At 45.9% G+C, this 18079-nt stretch carries 15 protein-coding genes; 3 read left to right on the top strand and 12 right to left on the bottom strand.

Going from position 1 to position 18079, the window contains the following annotated elements:
- Positions 1-15: 15 nt before the first annotated feature.
- Both HY811_09765 and HY811_09760 read right to left on the bottom strand, forming a co-directional pair.
- Positions 16-1386 carry a TolC family protein gene (locus tag HY811_09765; protein MBI4835088.1) on the bottom strand — a complete coding sequence of 457 codons (1371 nt, stop codon included), beginning with the start codon at positions 1384-1386 and terminating at the stop codon, positions 16-18.
- A 9-nt stretch (positions 1387-1395) separates the two neighbouring features.
- Complete coding sequence (locus tag HY811_09760; GenBank protein MBI4835087.1) at positions 1396-1665, bottom strand: metal-sensitive transcriptional regulator; 270 nt, start codon at positions 1663-1665, stop codon at positions 1396-1398.
- Between the two features lie 183 nt (positions 1666-1848).
- Between HY811_09760 and HY811_09755 the strand changes: the two genes are divergently transcribed.
- Entirely contained in the window at positions 1849-2295 is a 447-nt protein-coding gene (locus HY811_09755; protein MBI4835086.1) for an NAD(P)H-dependent oxidoreductase, read from the top strand.
- A gap of 1 nt (position 2296) precedes the next feature.
- Here HY811_09755 and HY811_09750 read toward each other — a convergent pair whose 3' ends face one another.
- Both HY811_09750 and HY811_09745 read right to left on the bottom strand, forming a co-directional pair.
- Positions 2297-5380: an efflux RND transporter permease subunit gene (locus tag HY811_09750; GenBank protein MBI4835085.1), complete on the bottom strand. Its 3084-nt coding sequence runs from the start codon at positions 5378-5380 to the stop codon at positions 2297-2299.
- A gap of 17 nt (positions 5381-5397) precedes the next feature.
- On the bottom strand, positions 5398-6654 hold the full coding sequence (locus HY811_09745) for an efflux RND transporter periplasmic adaptor subunit (GenBank protein MBI4835084.1): 1257 nt from the start codon (positions 6652-6654) through the stop codon (positions 5398-5400).
- A 172-nt stretch (positions 6655-6826) separates the two neighbouring features.
- Here HY811_09745 and HY811_09740 point away from each other — a divergent pair, with 172 nt between their 5' ends.
- Positions 6827-7921 carry a hypothetical protein gene (locus tag HY811_09740; protein ID MBI4835083.1) on the top strand — a complete coding sequence of 365 codons (1095 nt, stop codon included), beginning with the start codon at positions 6827-6829 and terminating at the stop codon, positions 7919-7921.
- A gap of 78 nt (positions 7922-7999) precedes the next feature.
- Here HY811_09740 and HY811_09735 read toward each other — a convergent pair whose 3' ends face one another.
- A complete protein-coding gene (locus tag HY811_09735; GenBank protein MBI4835082.1) occupies positions 8000-9238 on the bottom strand; it encodes an FAD-binding oxidoreductase in 1239 nt (412 codons plus the stop codon).
- Positions 9239-9594: 356 nt separating this feature from the next.
- Here HY811_09735 and HY811_09730 point away from each other — a divergent pair, with 356 nt between their 5' ends.
- Positions 9595-9873: a hypothetical protein gene (locus HY811_09730; protein MBI4835081.1), complete on the top strand. Its 279-nt coding sequence runs from the start codon at positions 9595-9597 to the stop codon at positions 9871-9873.
- Here HY811_09730 and HY811_09725 read toward each other — a convergent pair whose 3' ends face one another.
- The 7 genes from HY811_09725 to HY811_09695 all read right to left on the bottom strand — a co-directional run.
- Complete coding sequence (locus tag HY811_09725) at positions 9874-10683, bottom strand: hypothetical protein (GenBank protein MBI4835080.1); 810 nt, start codon at positions 10681-10683, stop codon at positions 9874-9876. It abuts the gene before it with no gap.
- Between the two features lie 559 nt (positions 10684-11242).
- Positions 11243-11986 (bottom strand): hypothetical protein, encoded by a 744-nt coding sequence (locus HY811_09720; protein MBI4835079.1) that lies wholly within the window; start codon positions 11984-11986, stop codon positions 11243-11245.
- Positions 11987-12077: 91 nt separating this feature from the next.
- Positions 12078-13118, bottom strand: coding sequence for a hypothetical protein (locus tag HY811_09715; protein MBI4835078.1), 1041 nt, complete (start codon positions 13116-13118; stop codon positions 12078-12080).
- 32 nt (positions 13119-13150) lie between these two features.
- The gene (locus tag HY811_09710) at positions 13151-15034 is read right to left on the bottom strand and encodes a fibronectin type III domain-containing protein (protein MBI4835077.1); all 1884 of its coding nucleotides are present in this window, start codon (positions 15032-15034) and stop codon (positions 13151-13153) included.
- A gap of 11 nt (positions 15035-15045) precedes the next feature.
- Positions 15046-15744 (bottom strand): hypothetical protein, encoded by a 699-nt coding sequence (locus tag HY811_09705; GenBank protein MBI4835076.1) that lies wholly within the window; start codon positions 15742-15744, stop codon positions 15046-15048.
- A gap of 17 nt (positions 15745-15761) precedes the next feature.
- Complete coding sequence (locus tag HY811_09700) at positions 15762-17288, bottom strand: fibronectin type III domain-containing protein (GenBank protein ID MBI4835075.1); 1527 nt, start codon at positions 17286-17288, stop codon at positions 15762-15764.
- Between the two features lie 109 nt (positions 17289-17397).
- Positions 17398-18079 (bottom strand): putative Ig domain-containing protein (locus HY811_09695; protein ID MBI4835074.1); only part of this gene is annotated, 682 nt, incomplete at its 5' end.

Genomic DNA, 18079 nt, shown 5'->3' with positions numbered 1-18079 from the left:
AACTCCTTATTAAAACTATTTGGATTCCTTTGTATTAGGCGTTGCCTCTTTAGGGGTTCTTTCGCCGGTAACGCTTTCCACCGGGAAAGCGCAGCATAATTCCAGCGCGGCCAGTTCCTTTTTATAATCAACCTGAGCTTGGTATAAACCGAGCTTCAAATCCAAAATCAGGCTGACACTGTCCAATAAATCCAGGAAATCAGATTTGCCGGTCTGGTAACCGACCTGGGAAACCGCCAGCGATTGGCTTGCCTGCGGAATCAGGGTGTTTTGGTACAACTCAATCACTTTCCAGGCGTTGGCGATTTTCACGTAACTGTCTTTCACGTCGAAAATGGTCTTGCTTTTGGCTGATTGCGATTCATATTGGCTTGCCTTTTGGTTGGCGTTTGCCTCGCGCACGGCGGCGGCATATTTCCTGCGCCACAAGGGAATATTGATTCCCGCCTTGACGCCCCATTCGTTATCTTCGCCTTCTATGCCGTTGTCTAAGCGGTTATACTCCAGCGAGAGAACCCAGTCCGGGTAATACTGCTTACGCGCCAGGGCAACTTCATTATCAAACTTTCTTATTTCTTCCTCGCTCATTTTAACTTCGGGCGAAAACTTCAAAGCCAGCCCGGTTAATTGTTCGAGCGATAATTTCAAGGCGGACAGATTATTCATTTCCGGTTCCCCCAGAGGCGCCGAGGACGGGCGGTTCAAAAGCCGGTTAAGTGCGGCTATCGCCGCAGTCCGGCTCTCGTTTAAAACGCCAATTTCGTTATTTATCCGGGCGAGTTCTATCCGCGCTTTCAAAACATCCTGCTGGCCGGTCTTGCCGGTTTCGTATTGCAACAGCGCTATTTTTTCTATATTGGATATGATGCCTTTGGCTTCCTCATTCACGCGGATAGCCCGGTTAATCCAGAACAAATCGTAATAAGCTATTTTGACCTTACCGACCAGAAGCCAGCGCTCGTTTATCGCTTTCTGTTCTTCTATCAAAACATCCGATTCGGCAATCTTTCCCGCGAGGCTGAGTTTGCCGAACCACGGTATTTTCTGCGAAAGCATCAAACCGGTTTTATACATATCCGGATTATTCATATATTGGGCTAATAACATCGGGTCTTCCGGGCTTCTCGCCTGGACCGGCCTTTGCCGGGACGCCTCCCAGCGGCTGTTGGCCGCTTTCAAGGATGGATTATTATCAAGGGCAAAACCGATTACATTATCCAGATTCAGGGGAGAAGCAATTAAATCCGTTTCCGTAACCGAAGGAAACGGATTTTCCGGCGCGGTGTAATTATCCGCGCTCGGGGCATTAAGCAATACAGGTTCTTCTGCGGATGAAGCGCATCCGCAAACCGCGAAAAGCATCAGCAAAAATACCGTCAGCCTCATAAATCACCTTTATCTTACGAACTGGTCAATCGTCTGGATCAATTCATTGACTTTCTGGGTATCGTGCCCCTTTTTAATCTCGCTGGAAACGCAGGTGTTGATATGCTGTTTCATCACGATTAAGCCCACCTGGTCAAGGGCGCGCTTGATGGCGGTAATTTGGTTAATGATATCAACGCAGTATCGGGGCTCCTCGACCATCCGCTGGACGCCCGCAATCTGGCCCTTAATGCGGTTAAGCCGGCTCAGCACATCCTTTTTGGATTTTGTGTCTAACATATTCATGCTCCTTCCCATATACCCCCTACGAGTATATAGTATAATTTACGGCACGTGATTTGTCAATATATTTTTGGAATATTTAATAATATTTCCACTTCCCCTTGCCGCAAGCTTTATTTACTTGAATTGCCCTGGCTTTTATAATAAACTGCCTTCTTAAAACAAGTAAGGAATTTATATATGCTTAAAAAAGTCCTGATAGTTTACCATTCGCAGACCGGTAACACCAAGCTTGCCGCAGAATTTGTGGCTGAAGGAGTCAGGAGTGTAAAAGAGACTGCGCCGATAGTGAAAAAAGCGCCTGATGCCGGGCCGGAAGAACTCATCGCCGCTGACGCGGTTTGCCTCGGCTCGCCGGATTATTTTGGCTATATGTCCGGGATCGTTAAGGATTTCTTCGACCGGACTTTCTACCCCACCCAGGGAAAGCTTGATAATAAACCCTGCGGTATATTCGTCACCCACGGAGGCGGAGGGACGGCTGCCAAGAGCATCGAACAGCTCTGCCGCGCTTTCAGGCTGCAGCAACTCGGGAAATCTGTTTTGGTGAAAGATAAACCGGATAAGGCCTCCCAGGAAGCATTGCGCGAACTCGGTATTGCACTTGCCAAATCAATCGCGAAGTGATTTATTGTTTCTTCGATTCCCTGGAAAGATGGAATTTGGTAAGGATGATATCAAAGATGCGGTAAACGGAAGGTATCACAACCAGGGTCAAAAGGGTCGAGGTTACTATCCCGCCGAATATGGCTATCGCCATCGGGCGGCGGCTTTCCGAGCCTTCCCCCAAACCGATAATCACCGGGATAGTCGCGGCAATCGTGGTAATCGAGGTCATAAGAATCGGCCTTAACCTGACCGGGCAGGCCTGCTTCAGGGCATCGTCACGGCTTAACCCGCTTTTCCTAAGCTGGTCGGTATAATCAATCAAGAGAATGGCGTTTTTCTTAGCCAGGCCGACCAGTAGAATTACGCCGATCATGAACATGATGTTTATGGTCATGCCGGACAGGCCGATAACATTCGCGCCAAACCACAGGAACCCCAGAGCACCGACCACGGCCAACGGAAGCGAAAGCGTGATGGAAAAGGGATGGATGAAGTTTTCAAACTGGGCGGCAAGAATCATATAGCTGAAAATAAGCGCCAAGACAAGCGCGAAAATTATGCTGAAATAGGCATCTCCGAACATCTCGCTCGAGCCTGAACGCCTGCCGTAATAACCGGGAGGAAGCACTTTTTTGCTTATCGCTTCCATCTGCGCGATAGCATCGCCCAGGGGCAATCCTTCCAGGTTGGCCGAAAGCGTCACGGAACGCTCGCGGTCGGTCCGGTTTATCATGTTCGGCCCGATCGAAGGCTTGACATCGATTATATTGGTCATATCCACGACCTCTCCCTTTGCCGAGCGGATGCTGATATCCGAGATATCCTTTATGGTCCTCCGCTCGCTATCCACCGCTTTAACGCGGACTTTATATGTTTTTCCGCCTTCGGTATAATCGCCCACTTCCAGCCCGCCGAAACTTACACCGATGATGCCGGAGATATCCGCTGCGGAAATTCCCATCTCGGCGGCGCGTTCACGGTCTATCTTCACCTGTAGCTCGGGTTTCCCGATGCGCAAATCGCGGTCCACATCGACAAAGCCGTGCGTTTTCTTCAGTTCTTCCATGATAGTATTCGTTGCCCGGTCAAGCACGGCAAGGTCCGGCCCCTGGATGACATACTGGATGGCGCCTCCGCGCCCGCCGCCGCCCGGCGCGCCTCCGCTTGCCTCGGAAACGCTCACCGCCGCGTCCGGGATTTTGGAAAGCATGCGACGAACATCCGCCATTATTTCAAACTGCGAACGCGTCCTGAAACGCCTGTCCTTCAGGGTCACGTTCAGGCTGCCGGAGTTTGCCGAACCGCCGAAGCCGCCGGTGGCCGCCATGAAATATTCCACCTCCGGAATGCCTTTGACTATATCCACGACTTTCCTGGTCACCTGTTCGGTGGCCAATACGGAATAATCTATGGGCGTTTCTATGCGCACCATAAAGCGCGACTGGTCTTCCTGCGGCTGGAATTCCACGCCTAGATTCCTGACCAGCCAGACGCTCCCGATAAAAAGGATGATTGCCGCCACAATAGTCGTGATGCTGTATTTTAAAGTGACGGCAATAACCCTGGTGTAGAGCCTGCGCGAGCCGTTCATCAGCGCTTCAAACCATTTGAAAAGGAAAAACCGCGCTACTCCGACCTTAAGGTACCGGGAAGAAAGCATCGGGGTCAGGGTTAAAGCCACGACGAGCGAGATGAATATGGAAAAAGCCATGGTCATCCCAAATTCATAGAAAAACCTGCCGATGAGCCCGGACATAAAAGCGACCGGCAGGAATATGCCCAAAAGCGCGAAGGTCGCGGCCATGGCGGCAAAGCTTATCTCGCTGGCACCGTCCTTGGCGGCTTCCAACATGCCTTTACCTTCTTCCCTATGGCGGTAAATATTTTCGACTATTATGATGGCATCGTCTATGACAATCCCCACGGCCAGCGCCAGCCCGAGCATGGTCAGCGTATTTAATGTAAAGCCCATGAAATACATGAATCCGAAGGTGGCGATAATCGAAGTCGGGATAGCTAGGGCGCTGATAACGGCCGTCCCGATATTCTGCAGGAACAAAAGTATAACCAGGGAGGCCAGTATCGCGCCAACTACCAAGTTCATATTGACATCGTTTATGGCGCGCTCGATAAAGACCGAGTTATCGAAAGCTATATCCATATACATCCCTTTGGGGAGAATCTTGCGCGTGTTTTCTATCTCCTCGCGTATGGCGCGCGCCACGGCAACCTGGTTGGCGCCGGTCTGCGGCGAGACGCGCATCCCGATGCTTAAGCGTTCGGCGCCCGCCGGGTCCACGAAACGGACGATCGAATCCATATCGTTCATCCCGTCTTCGGCGTAGCCGACATCGCTTATTTTTATCGATGTCCCTTCGCGGTAAGTAATCACAATATCGTTAAAGCGCCGGGCGTTATCAATCCTGCCCTTGGTATTGATGACCAGTTCCTGGACATTCGTTTCCACCTTGCCGCCGGGCATTTCCAGGTTTTCCGTCTTAAGCGCATTGATGACATCCTGGATGGTTATCCCGTATTGCTTGAGCTTGTCGCGGTAGAGCCAGATCCTGATTTCTCTCGTCCGGCCTCCGCCGACATCGATGGAGCCTACTCCCGGTTTCTGCTGGAGCCGCGGGGCAATGGTCTCCTCTGCAAACTGGCGTATCTCGGTCACCGGCAAATCTCCATAAACGGCAATCATCATAATCGGCTGGGCATTGACATCGTATTTACTGATGGTCGGCGGGTCAACATCATCCGGCAAATCATGGGATGCCCGTGAAACGGCATCGCGCACGTCTTGGGTCGCGCTTTCGATATCGCGGGATAATTCGAACTCCACGGTGACGCGGGATGAACCGCGCCGGTTGGATGAGGTAATATGCTTGACGCCTTCCAGCTGTCCGATGGCGGCTTCGATTGGCTTGGTCACGCTTATTTCCACCTGTTCAGGCGTGGAATTGCGCCAGCTGGTGCCGACGCTGACTATGGGAAAATCGACATCGGGCATGAGCGCAATGCCGAGCCTGAAAAATCCGATAACGCCGAAAATGAGAAGCGCGCAAATGACCATCACCGTGGTCACCGGTCTTCTTATGGACATATCCGGAAGCCACATAATTATTTATCTTTCTTATTTTCCGGTTTATCCGCCGCCTCTGGAGAGCCTTGCCATTCGGGGCGGGACTGCGGGACAGGCGTTCCAACCGGAGAATCCGGTATCACCTCCACCTTGGTGCCATCTTCCAAAAACGAGCCCGAACGGACCACCACCTTATCGGTTAAGCTGAGCCCGGAAGTTATTTCCACATATTCATCATGTTCAATTCCGATGGTTACATCTTTCTTCTTAAGCACCCCGTCCATGACTACCAGGACGTATGATTTATCCACGTCAAAACGCAATGAACGGCGGGAAATCATCATGGCTTTCTCGCTGAGTTCTCCGACGAAACTGACGTTGGCGGAATAGCCGGCACGCAAAACATGGTCTTTATTGTCGACATACGCCTTGACGGTGACTGCCCGCGTGCTTTCGATGATATTCGGGGCGATGTAAAATATTACTGCCTTAAAATCGCCGGGCGCGGCCAGGGTGGTAAATTTCACGGCCTTGCCCATGGCAAGATAACGGGCTTCCCGTTCCGGTACGGTGAAACGCAGTTTCAGGGTCGTCCGGTTAACCAGCTCGGCAACCGGGCTGCCGGTATTCAAATACTCTCCCACGGAAACAAGCTTCTTCTGGACTTCCCAGGTGTATTTGCCCTTGGGGAATTCGCCGGCCGGGACGCCATCCCGTGATTGGCCGTTCTCGGTTGAACCGGAAATGCCGCGCCCGCGGAACGGTGCTTTGATGACGGAAAAATCCAGCGCCCGCTGGGCAATCCGGCAATTGGTCTGGGCGCCGGCAAGGTCGGACTTGGCATTCTGAAGCGCCAGTGTGGCTTCCTGGTATTCCTGGTTTGAAATCAATTCCTTCTCCTTTAAGGTCTTGGCGCGATTGTAATTATCCTCCGCCAGCGAAAGTCCTGATGTAGCCTTGTCCAAAGCAGCATTTGCCTTATCCACATTCAGCTTAAAATTAGTCTCATCCAGCACGACCAAAATATCGCCCGGAGATATCTCCTGCCCTTCCTCAAACCGGACTTCCTTGATGAGCCCGCCGACTTCGGTGGCGACATTAACCTCGTCTTCCAGATCGAGCGTTCCGATGGCGGTTATGATGCGCTCAACCCGTTCCTCCGCGGGTTTCGTGACCGTCACGGTCGCCAGGCGCGCCTGCCTGGCCTTGGGCGGTTCCTTTTGCGAACAGGAGGAAAAAACGATTAGACATAAAATAAAACACAGCGCTCTCGCAAGAATCTTTGCTTTTACCATTATAGCTTCTCCTATAACAGGTATTAGAATTTTTTATTATACAGCACATTCTCGATAAAAACAAGAAAATCATTGCCCGGTAATTTCCCGCTCTGCATATTTTACAATAGGCCTCCGCAGGAAGAAAGAAAACATCCCGATAAACCTTTCTAAAATTTGACATTAGTGTTTCATGATGATATTATCTTTTGGTATGGATAATGCCTCCGATAAATCCGGCGCGTTGGGCGGCAGAAGCGCCGACAATAAAACAATCTTAAAGCGTTCCTGGACCATCCAGATTTCCGCAATTATCTCCGCGGTCCTGGCGCTTATTTCCATAGGATTGCTCATTGCAAATATCAAATTCAATCCAGACGATAAAATTCCCGCTTCCGCCATACCGCTGTGCGCATCAGGCGGATTCCTTTTTGCCGGCCTGATACTAAACCTCCTCTGGGGCGTAACCAGCAACGCCCGGATGTCTATCTACTGGTTTTCGCTGATAGCCGGTTCCTTTATCCCGTTATTAATAATGCTGATACTAACGAGCGCTTTATCGCTTCCGGATGATAGTTTCATCCTTAACCTGCTTGTCGCCGTGTCTATCGCCGCGGCTGGAATCATGGTCGTGTTCTACGAGCGGGGCTTATCCATAGAAATAGATTCCAAGGGCATCAAATGGATAAGGGAAATGCCTTCCCTTAAAACAGTATCCATCCCCTGGGACAGCGTGGAAGCAATCAAAACAGACTTCCGGGTAATCACCACCCAGACATACGGCTCAACCACCGTAGAAGACGAACAGAGGGTGGAAATTACCGGAAGCGAAGGGGGGAAAATAGCCTTTGAATCCACCCGTTACGCGAATAGCCTTAATTTAATCCAGGATATCGTAACCAAAAGCCTGGCCGTCGCCAAGGAAAAATCCCTGCAAAAGGTAAAGTCCGAAGGCAGAATCTCGCTCGGCCCCGTGGCGCTTACCAAAGACAGTATCGCACTAAACCGAAATATCGCCTCTTCAGGAATGTCGGAAACAAACCCTTTGGTTATCATCCTGTTAGGGCTTATGACGGCAGGCGCCGGCTGGATTATATACGGTATCTATAAACTAATAATCCATCTTAAAGGGCCAATCAATCTTGCTTACAGCGATATCAAGAACATCTCACTGGAAGCGGGCTATGTGAAGATAGAAGGCCCTAAAAAGACCTGGTTCCTTCCGGTCAGGCGCGTTCCTAACGCCTTGATACTTGCTGAACTGGTCGCCGCGATAAAGCAAAACTAATAGCAAAACTTTAACAGGGACTTTTACGAGACTAAAACAAATTATTTTCTCTGTGTTCTCTGCGTCTCAGTGGCTATTTTAAACCGTCATTCCCTGCTTAATCTTAAACTCAGAATAATCTTTGCCCTTAAACCTCTCCGGTGAAAGCAAGGAGATATCAAGCGATGATTTATCTCCCCTCAATATTTCCGCCAAGAGTTTGCCGAGCATCCCGGCCCTCATAAATCCGTAGCCGTTATCGCCCCCGGCAATCCAGAATCCTTCCAACTCCTTCACCGGCCCTAAAACCGGCAGGCGGTCAGGAGTTGCCATGCAAAGCCCGGCCCATGATTTTACCACTCCAGCCTCGGACATTCCGGGAATTAACGATGATATCTTATCCGCAATCTCGGAAAGGAATTTATCGTCACCCCGCTGTTTATATTGGTCGGGGTTTTCCTCTGTCTCGGTCGTGCCGTCCCCGGCAAGTAGAAGGCCTCCGGTTTCCTCATGGAAATACACGTTCTTAGCCATATCATAAACGGCGGTAAAATTATTGGGGAGCTTGTGCTTGGGTTTCAGGACGGCCATCCGCCGCTCCGTAGCCGTCGCTCCGGACTGGCATAGGACGGCAATCTGGGTGCGGTAAGGTTTCAAAGGAAGATTCAACCCAGCCAGTGCGCCGACCTTTTTAGCCCAGGCGCCTGCGGCATTGATTATAAGTGGAGTGGAAATATAGCCCTGGCTGGTCTTGACCCCGCTGACTTTATTATCCGAGACATCTATTGCTATGGCTTCGGTCTTCTCCCAAAACTCCACTCCCTTTTTACGCGCCAGGGAAGCGAACGCGGAAACTATCTGGTAGGGGTCTATGTAGCCGTCATCGGGTGTGTATAAACCGGCAGTGAAAATATCCGTCGCCATCCAGGGGAGATTCTTTTTAATAGCGGCTTTATCCCAGCGGGAATATCGGACACCGGCTGTCTTTATAAGTAACTCGGATTGGGTGAGGTATTTATCGTCATCCGCAGTGCTTGCCAGATACACAAGCCCGGTCTGCCTGAAAGCGGAATTAATACCGGGCAGGCTCTTATATATTTCCAGTGACCCGTTGACCAGGGCGATATCGAGTTCTGTGGTCCACTGTCGTATGGTTAAACCGGCGGCCTTGCCGGTGGCGCCGCTTCCGAGCAGGTCTTTTTCCAAAAGAATTATATTCTTAGCGCCTGCCTGCGTCCCGCGCAACGGGACAGGCAGACCGGATTGGGCGAGGTGGTAGGCAACGGAAGTCCCGAAAACCCCGCCGCCGATTATGACAATATCCGCTGATTTAAACATGGGCTCGTTCAATTGAATTCATAGTTCAGAGATCATCCCGAATACTTTCGAGACAGTTGCTCCACTTATAAAAACTTACGCAAGAGCTGTCAATTAAATACCAATTCAGAAAAAGAGGAACACAAATAGCACGAATTAGGCGAATAACACGAATATAACTAATTTTATTATAAAAACAATGGAGTAATTATTCGTGAGATTCGTGTTTATACTTTCCTATATCTCAAGTAAAAACTTACGGAAAGGATGCCAATTAAATACCAATCGGGGAAAAGCGGGATAGGCGGAGCAGAGAGTGATAACATGAAATTAGATTTTTCTTGGTGGTTTTAAGGCAACAATATATATTAGATATTATGAACAAAGAAACAATCAAGCGGCTGGTAAACGTGCTTTATAATGAGCTTTCGACCTTGAGCGCGGACAACCCCTCTTTCTACGCCAATATTTACGCAGAAAAGTATAATAACATCTTAAAGGAAATGAAAGCCCTTTATAAGGATGATTCTTTCATTCAAAGGCTGGGAGAACTTCCTTTAGCCAAAGATGACAACGCCGACCACAGCAAAGAGCTCATTCTCCTTTTCCGCGATGTCAATGCCTCGGTAAACCAATTAGTCGCATTCCTAGAATGATTAAACGGTTGCCACCTGCACATCCAATCCAAGCTGTTTAATTGTCTCACCAGGTTTTACCGGATTCGACATCTCAACTGCAATGAAATTTATGTATGAAACTCCCACAGGGCTAAAAGGCGCGATTTCCGGCAAACGGTATTCATTCGCCAAGCGGTTAACTGTTTCGTTTTCATCCCGGAGGCTTTGTTCTTTATAATTCGTATCGATTATGTATTTTCCTGAGCGGGTGATTTGGTTTCTTAAAGCGTTCTTGAACTTCCCGGCCTTATCCGGCAAAGCAATAGAAAGCGGGACGCCATCAATAATTTTATCCGTATCTTTTTTCAAAAACTGATTTAGGTCTTTATCCGCGGATAACGCCATTACGGCCAATGCGCCCAGGCCTTTTATTCCGCCTTTTTTGTAGCCTCTTAAAGGCCCGTTATATTTTACCCACTTTTGGGCGTAGAATTTTTTGCCGAATTGGACGTCATCGGCGAATTTACCGGATTCATACGCCCTTTTGCGTTTCTCGAAAAACTTTTTCGCCGCCAGATTTTTACCATCCCTCAGCTTATTCATGATTTGCTCGTGGCTTTTATACTTTCCCTTTGAAATAAATTTATCTATCATCTCCTCGGCTGGTTTGGCAATCTTTTCCTCGTAGTCTTTTTTTGTCCGGATTGCTTTTTTGCTTTGGGAGTATGTTTTTTGGGCGGCATCAATGGTGTTTTTAGCCCATTTCTCCACCTCTTCTTCGGGCGCATGGTCGAAAAAAGGAGCGCGAAGGATGGCCTTGAATAAAATTTGCTTAGTCGGCTCTGCCATATTTATAACCCCTTATATATTAGAACATTAGATGCCAAATCTTTTTAAAAACCTTGCTGCAAGACCGATACCACCCTACCCCCGTGCCCTACCTCCCACGCTCTTAAATCTACCCTCCTACGTGCTTGAATCTACCCTTCCATGCGCTTGAATCTACCCTCCCACGCGCTTAAATCTACCCATCCACGCGTTTGAATCCACCCATCCATGCACTTGAATCCACCCGTCCACGCGCTTGAATCCATCCTTCCACGCGCTTGAATCTACCCATCCACGCGCTTGAATCTACCCTCTCACGCGCTTGAATCTACCCGTCCACGTGCTTGAATCCACCCTTCCATGCGCTTGAATCTACCCGTAGCCACACTTAAAACAATGATACTATAATAATGTCAACCTGAAATGTCAAGGGGAAAGTTTGAATAAGGAGACTTCAGGATTACGTCCCCGGAATTACTCCGATATTTCCATATTATTTCGGGGTTTCCGGCCCACCTGAAGTCGGGGCAGGCGGGAATATTTTACTCACCCAGCGCGAAGCCTCCCTTTCGGGATAGTTTTATTTATTAAAAGCTCCGGATTTCAACTCTTCCTTGAATTTAGTAATAGCATCGGATAAGTTCTTCTTCTTGGTCTCATCCTTTTCCTCTTTCAGCGCCTTTTCTAAGCGATGAACCGCACAATCATCTTCTATTAGATACAGCATTTCCCTGAAGAAATAATTCTTCTTAGCATTACTATTATCATTTGCTTGTATTAGACGTTTGCCTTCATTTGTTACTCCTGCGGCAAAGTGTGTTCTAGTGGTTCCATTTTTTATCAATTCAATCAGCTCTGGCACAGCAGGCTTTCCTATTTTCGATAAAGCCTTTTCGGTAGATGATTCTAATCCTCTCAAAGCCATATCACGATCAGTACTCAAAGATATTGAAGGCGTTCGTTCATCAATAAGAAAACATCCCAAATCAATTAACGTATTAACAGATTCTACGGCTCTAATATCGCCTAATAATTGAACAGACATTTCAGCTGGGGGAGTCCTCAAAGAGGGACGGCCTTCGGCTAAGCCTTTTTGAATATCTGTAATGACATAAATTAACGCTTCTATTTGAACTTGCCGGTCTTCTTTAATCCTCTTTGCTTCATTGGCAAGAGTGTCCTCATCTTTTAGTTTAATAATAATTTTATCTTTCTCGCTTAATTTATCTTCTGTGAAAACTATTTGAGTGATAGCCCCTATTAAAACGAGTGCTATAAAAACCATCCCTATCCGGCTTAAGTAATTCTTGCGTAGCGATTTCATTTTTATCTCCTTTCTTTATGATTTACGGATTTCCGGGACACATCCCATCGGCATAACTCTTTTAACGCAAGAATATTAGGAAGGTGATTTTTCACTTTTCCGTCTTTTCTTCCGGTGGGAATATTTTATTTACCCGCTTTTCCCATTCTGAATAGTCTTTGTCATTCTTGAACTTTTGGGATAGATTATTCAGTATTGTTTTAACACCCTCTTTAAGTTCATAGTTTTGTTCAAAGGCTTTGGTGTCAAATATTCTAAGATGAGCAACGCCGTCTATTACTGTTGCTATAGTAGACAGATTTTTGGTGATAATATTATTCAATATGGTTAGTTTGTTTTGTTTTATGTCATTATGATGTGTTGCAACAAGCTCCATAGCTAATCTATAGCTGATAAATTCGCGTTCAGGGGTTATCATCCCCTTAGTGAATAACGTTTCAATTGACGATATGGTTTTACTCAGCCCCTCCTCCTGAGCTATTTTTCTGATTAAGTAAAGAAGTAAATCCTGGTTATTAGATTCAACGAGCAATTTTTCCCGTTGCTTTTGAGATTCGTTCTTATCCAGACTTAGTAAGCTTTTAATTGCCTTGCAACTTTCAGTGAATACTGATATGTTCTCTCGTTTTATGGGCTTTATAATTTTGATGTTTCCTGCTTCCACCTTTCCAAAGATTATTAAAGTATCGTCTTCTTTAGGTTGAAGGCCTTTCCAGACTGCGTCAAATTCTCCCATCTGTCCGCCAGCCTCAGAAGATAGTACAAATAAACTGGTTACCATAGTAAAGTCAATCGTTTTAACATTTGGCTTTCCATATATGACAGAATCGATTTTGATTTCTCCTTCTATGTTCCACTTGAAAGGTTTTTTAGTAACATTCCCGTTTTCATCCTTCCAGTTTATTTCATCCAGAACCTTCTGCCCTTTGATATGCGCCTTCCCCACGATGCAGAAATCAGAAGTTGCTATCTGTTTTTCAGTTACTTCTTCACTGTAATTAAGAAATTCTATTGAGGTCTCATTTTGCTTAAGATTGACATTAGAGGAAGACACATTATTTGTACCACAACCTAGTATGCTTATAAAAATAATCCCGATACTGAAAAACCATATTTTTTTCATCTTCAACATATTTTTCCTTTCATTGCGATTTTATTATTTTACTATTGCCATCCCCATTGCCAAGTAATTGGATCATTAGCAAGAGGCGGTTCAATAACAGGGGGATTCTTCTGTAGACTTAAACTCTCCCAGTTTCCCTTATCATTGCCGGAATTAATTTGTCCTACGGTGCTTGTTTCTTTTATAGTCGTTCTTGCCTGCACAGTTCCATTAGGAGGCAAAGGTTTCGTTGTATCGAAGACAATGTCATGAACGAGTTTCCACCGCCACCACCTTAAGTATCTAATTTCCTTTGTGGTTTTGTTATATGCCACTAGCCAAACGATGAATTCTGCATAACGATAAAACGATTGTAATGGCTCTCCTGTTCCTAGATAATTCCATGAAAGCGTACATGATGGCGTGTCTCTAAACCATTGTGGTTTTAATGACTGATTATTTGAAGTGAATTTGTTTCCATATAAAACTAGTTCGTCAGGAAATGAATCTAAAAGCGCTAAATTGATTTGTGTTCCCTTGATTGGGGTAATACCTTGATATGTATATAGGATAGTATCGGATATCACATTTTGAATGTAACCTAATTCCCATTGTTTACAATATGAGTCAAACACCGGAGTAGTGCTAATAGTTGCTGTTGATGATATGACAAAAGCAGAACCTGTTATCGTAACAACAGTTGCATCTGCGATAACTGTTGGAGTTTGAGGATTGGCCATAGTTAAAATTGGTTCGCTTGAGAAACTGGTTGTAATTACCGTGCTGTTATAGGTAGTAGAAATAACGTTACCATTTGGAGTGGAAGTAAACACAAAGATAATCCCAATATCATTTGTTGCATCGCTCCATTTTAAGCCATGGACTGCAATAGTTGGCGTAACAGGATTATCTGGGTCAAAGGTTCCTGCATCAGGACTTTCAAATCTCAATTTATCCGTGCCAGTTGGCGTAATTACCCATTTGTATTCGCCGGGTGTATTAGTGGGGGTAACTGTCGCCGTAAAAGTAATAACATGGCATACTGGAATATATGTTATTGGGTCGGATTTTGCGTCTATCCCTCTAATCCCTGCCTTTAATTCTTTTACTTGCAATCCCATTCCTAATAATGCCAAGCCGGCATTTTGGTTAATGGTAGTGCCTGTTTCTGTAATAACTTTATCATTAAAGGCATTAAGGTAACTGACATAAGAAACCAAATCTCCCTGACCGGCAGATGAGTGTGCAGAGGAAAGATAACCCAATAGCGTCTGGTAAACCGAATAATCGGTTATCAGACCCTGGTTATAATACTCCGTAACTATCCCGCTTAAATATGGCACGGTTAATCTTATGGTAACCGTGTTTGTCACTCCAGAATAACCGCTGCTATTTCCGGTTCTGTATGCCTTGACCCGGTAATCATAACGTGTATCAGAAATAAGAGTTGTATCAGAATAACTGGTGGTATTTGCATAGACCGTGGCAATCTGGGCAAAATCGCCGTAGCTTGCTTTTCGCTCTATTACCAATCCGTCTTGGTTTGTGGTATTGTTCAGCCAGCTTATATCTATCTGGGAAATGGAAACAGGCGTTGCCTGTAAACTTGTCGGCGTCTGCATCCATGTTAATGCATTCGCTTCATTGGAATAAGGACTATTGCCAACGTCGTTATAAGCCCGGACACGATAATAATATGTGGTATTTGGTGATACTATTTTATCATAAGATATAATTGGAATGCCGGAGCCGGTATCAGAACTAATTGGTACGATATAGGCAATGGTTTCATAGGTTCCATATATTTCAGTCTTACGCTCTACGGCAAAGCCCTCTTCATTATCTGAATTATCCAGAAACTCAAATGCTATCTGAGATGATGAAGTAGCCGTGACGATTAAATTAGTCGGGCCATTATTGATTGGGCATTGGAAGACTTTTCTCATTTGGGGCAGTCTTATTTATTATAAGCGCCTGATTTTAACTCTTCCTTAAACTTGGTGATGGCGTCGGTTAGGTTCTTCTTCTTGGTCTCATCCTTTTCCTCTCTCAAAGTCTTTTCCAAGCGATGAATTGCACAATCACCTTCTATCAAATAGATTGTCTTTAAGGCAAAGCTGTTTTTATCCGGAAGGATGCTACCGTTCTTTAGTATCTTAATCAGGAATGGAACTGTCGGTGAACCTATTTTAACCAGGGTAGTTTGAGAAGCGGAAAAGATAGCTTCCCGTGCAAACTCCTGGTCAGTATCTGTCACTCTTATGTAATATGTCACAGGTTCTCCATCTATCGTACTGCCACCACTGATTTCAAACCATATAAGATTAACTATTGGTTCAACGGCTTCAATAGCTCTAATATGTCCCAATAGCTTAATAGCGTCTTCTATAGGAGGAGTTCTCAAACATGCCCTTCCCTCTTTTTCGCCTTGTTGATAGTCCCTAACGATGTAAATCAGCGCTTCTATCTGAGTTTGACGAATTTGTTTGATTCTTTCGACCTCATTTGGCGATGTATTTTCATTCTTGAAAGCGTTAATAATTTTATCCTTTTCATTGTCATTACTATTATCTGCTGTAAACACGGTAGTCGTAAATGTCATATAAAGAATAAATATACTTGCCGCTATAGCAATACTAAATTTAAACAATTTCATTTTATTTTCTCCTTTCTTTATCTCCCCATTGCATTAAGCGCTTCGGCTTTAGTAAATCCCAATGGAGGAAATGTTTCTCCCGGATTCAACTCTCTAATTTCATTAGCGCCAACACGTGTATAAACACCATTACCATCTTTACGAACAGTAATTGAGCATGTCCATTCAACGACTCTTGTTACTCTATCACCATTTGTACACAGAGTCAACCATTCTCTTCCATGGAAACGCAGAGCAAATACTGTTCCTATTGGGGCAGCGTCGGCTCCACTAATGTCTATCCGTGGCCAATCCCAAACAAAGATTCTATTAGCGCTATTAGGGGTAAGATCTTCATCTGTGTCATTTGTATCATCATTAAAAGTCGGAGGTCCGCCGGTGAATCTCTTCGCGCCAAAAGGAACTGGAATAGGATCTCTTCCGGCATCGGCATCAGCCGGAGTATATTGCCAGCTTTGAGATTCAACATCTCGCCGGAAATTCCACTGGCTGGTAGTCGTTGGTGTAATATTTTTTATTATACCCATAATCTCCATTTGATTAGCAATATAATTTCGTGATAGGGTATAAGTTATTGGAACTACGCCTAATAAATCTGTACCAACTGTTCGAGATATTGGGTCGTGTTTATCATTATCTGCGGAAATTGTTCCGGTAATATTAAACGTTAAATCTACTTGTATGACCGTTATTTTAGTGCTGGTAATAACAGTAGCTGTAGTTGTTTCAGATGGGGTAATTATCAGCCCGATTTCAATATCATCCTGATTCGTGCTACTCACGATGCCATGTATAGTAATTGACGTTTGAGTGATTGGAGTATGCACGTTGCCACTGGTATTACCTCCCAGCTCAACATCTCCAGTTCCGGTCTTAGTCACTACCCATTCGTAGCTTCCGGTAAAACCAGGTTGAGTGATTCCTGTTATAGTTATTGTGTTACAGTATGGTATGTATTTAGGCGCAGGAGCAGTGGAATTCGCTCCCCGAATTTGGCCGGTTAGCAGTGCTAATATCTGCGCCATCCCATATAACTCTGCGCTGGCTTGGGCAGTAATATGCTCCGGTGTATTCGCGGTTATTTCCGTGCAGACTCCATTCAACTTAGCGATGCCTGAGCCCACATCTCCCTGGCCGTAAAAATCCTGGGCTAAAGAAACATCCGTGTGAAGCGATTGGTAGACGTCGTAATTATTTATTGCCCCGTTCTGATAATGCAGGTCAAGCTTATTTAGAAGCCTTTCAAAAGACCTTTCATGCGTAACCGAACCTGTTTCAATAGAATAATGGCTGTTACCGCTCTGATTATATGCCGTGATGCGGTAGCCATAAAACATCGCCGGTGCAAGACCGGTATCGGAATAAACGGTGACGTTGGCGTTAACCAAGGCAAGTTGTTGATATTTCCCATACGGGCCTATTTTACGTTCTATCTTGAATCCATCCTCATTATAAGAATTGTCAAGCCAGCTTAAGTTAATTTGTGAATCTGAAACGATTTCACTAGATAAAGTTGAAGGCGCTTCTATTACGATATAAGTCATTGCATGGGCTTCAAACGAATAGAAACTTTCTCCAATTTGATTGTAGGCTTTGATGCGGTAATAATAATTCGTGCCCGGGGAAAGTCCCGTATCAGCATAAGCTATGACATTAGTTGATACAGTTCTGGTTCGATTGGCTATACCATTCGCACGGGTCGCCGTTCGTGGAAGTCAAGCCCAATCCCGGAGGCAGTGTCCCTTCCAGCGTTATCAAATATCCCGTTCCGGCAAACCAATCGCCGTATTCGCCATCAACCACTGTCGCGCTGATGACCGTCCCGCCCGTGACGCTGATAACCGTGCTGTAAGGAGTATTGTAAACCGGCTGTGGCAAGCTTTCCGTATGGACGGTTAATGCCGGCGCAATATAAAGCGATAAATTCTTATTTATTGTTTGTCCGTCATAGGAAGACGCCTGAACGGTAAAATACGCGGTCGTTCCGGCTTCTGTTGTTGTCCCGGCAATCACTCCGGTCTGGCTATTTAATGTAATGCCCGAAGGCAGAGAGCCGTTTATGATTGACCAGGTTACCGGGGTTATTCCGCCGTTAAAGCCGAGCGTGGTTGAATATGCGATATTCGGGTCGCCCTGCGGGAGTGAATTGGTCGTGATGCTTAACGGAGTTACCGTAACGGTAATACTGAATTCCTTGGTGATACTGCGGTTGAGATATCCGATAGCGCGTAAGGTAAAATTATATGTGCCAGTTGCCGAAGGCGAACCAACCAGCAAGCCTTGTCCGGGAAGCCAGCCTGAGAAATGGTTATTTCCCTGGTCATACCAATCCTCT

It is taken from the genome of Planctomycetota bacterium (assembly GCA_016207825.1).
Taxonomy (GTDB): domain Bacteria; phylum Planctomycetota; class MHYJ01; order JACQXL01; family JACQZI01; genus JACQZI01.
Note: the sequence above shows the minus strand (reverse complement) of the source record. Positions and strands in the feature narration are given on the sequence as shown.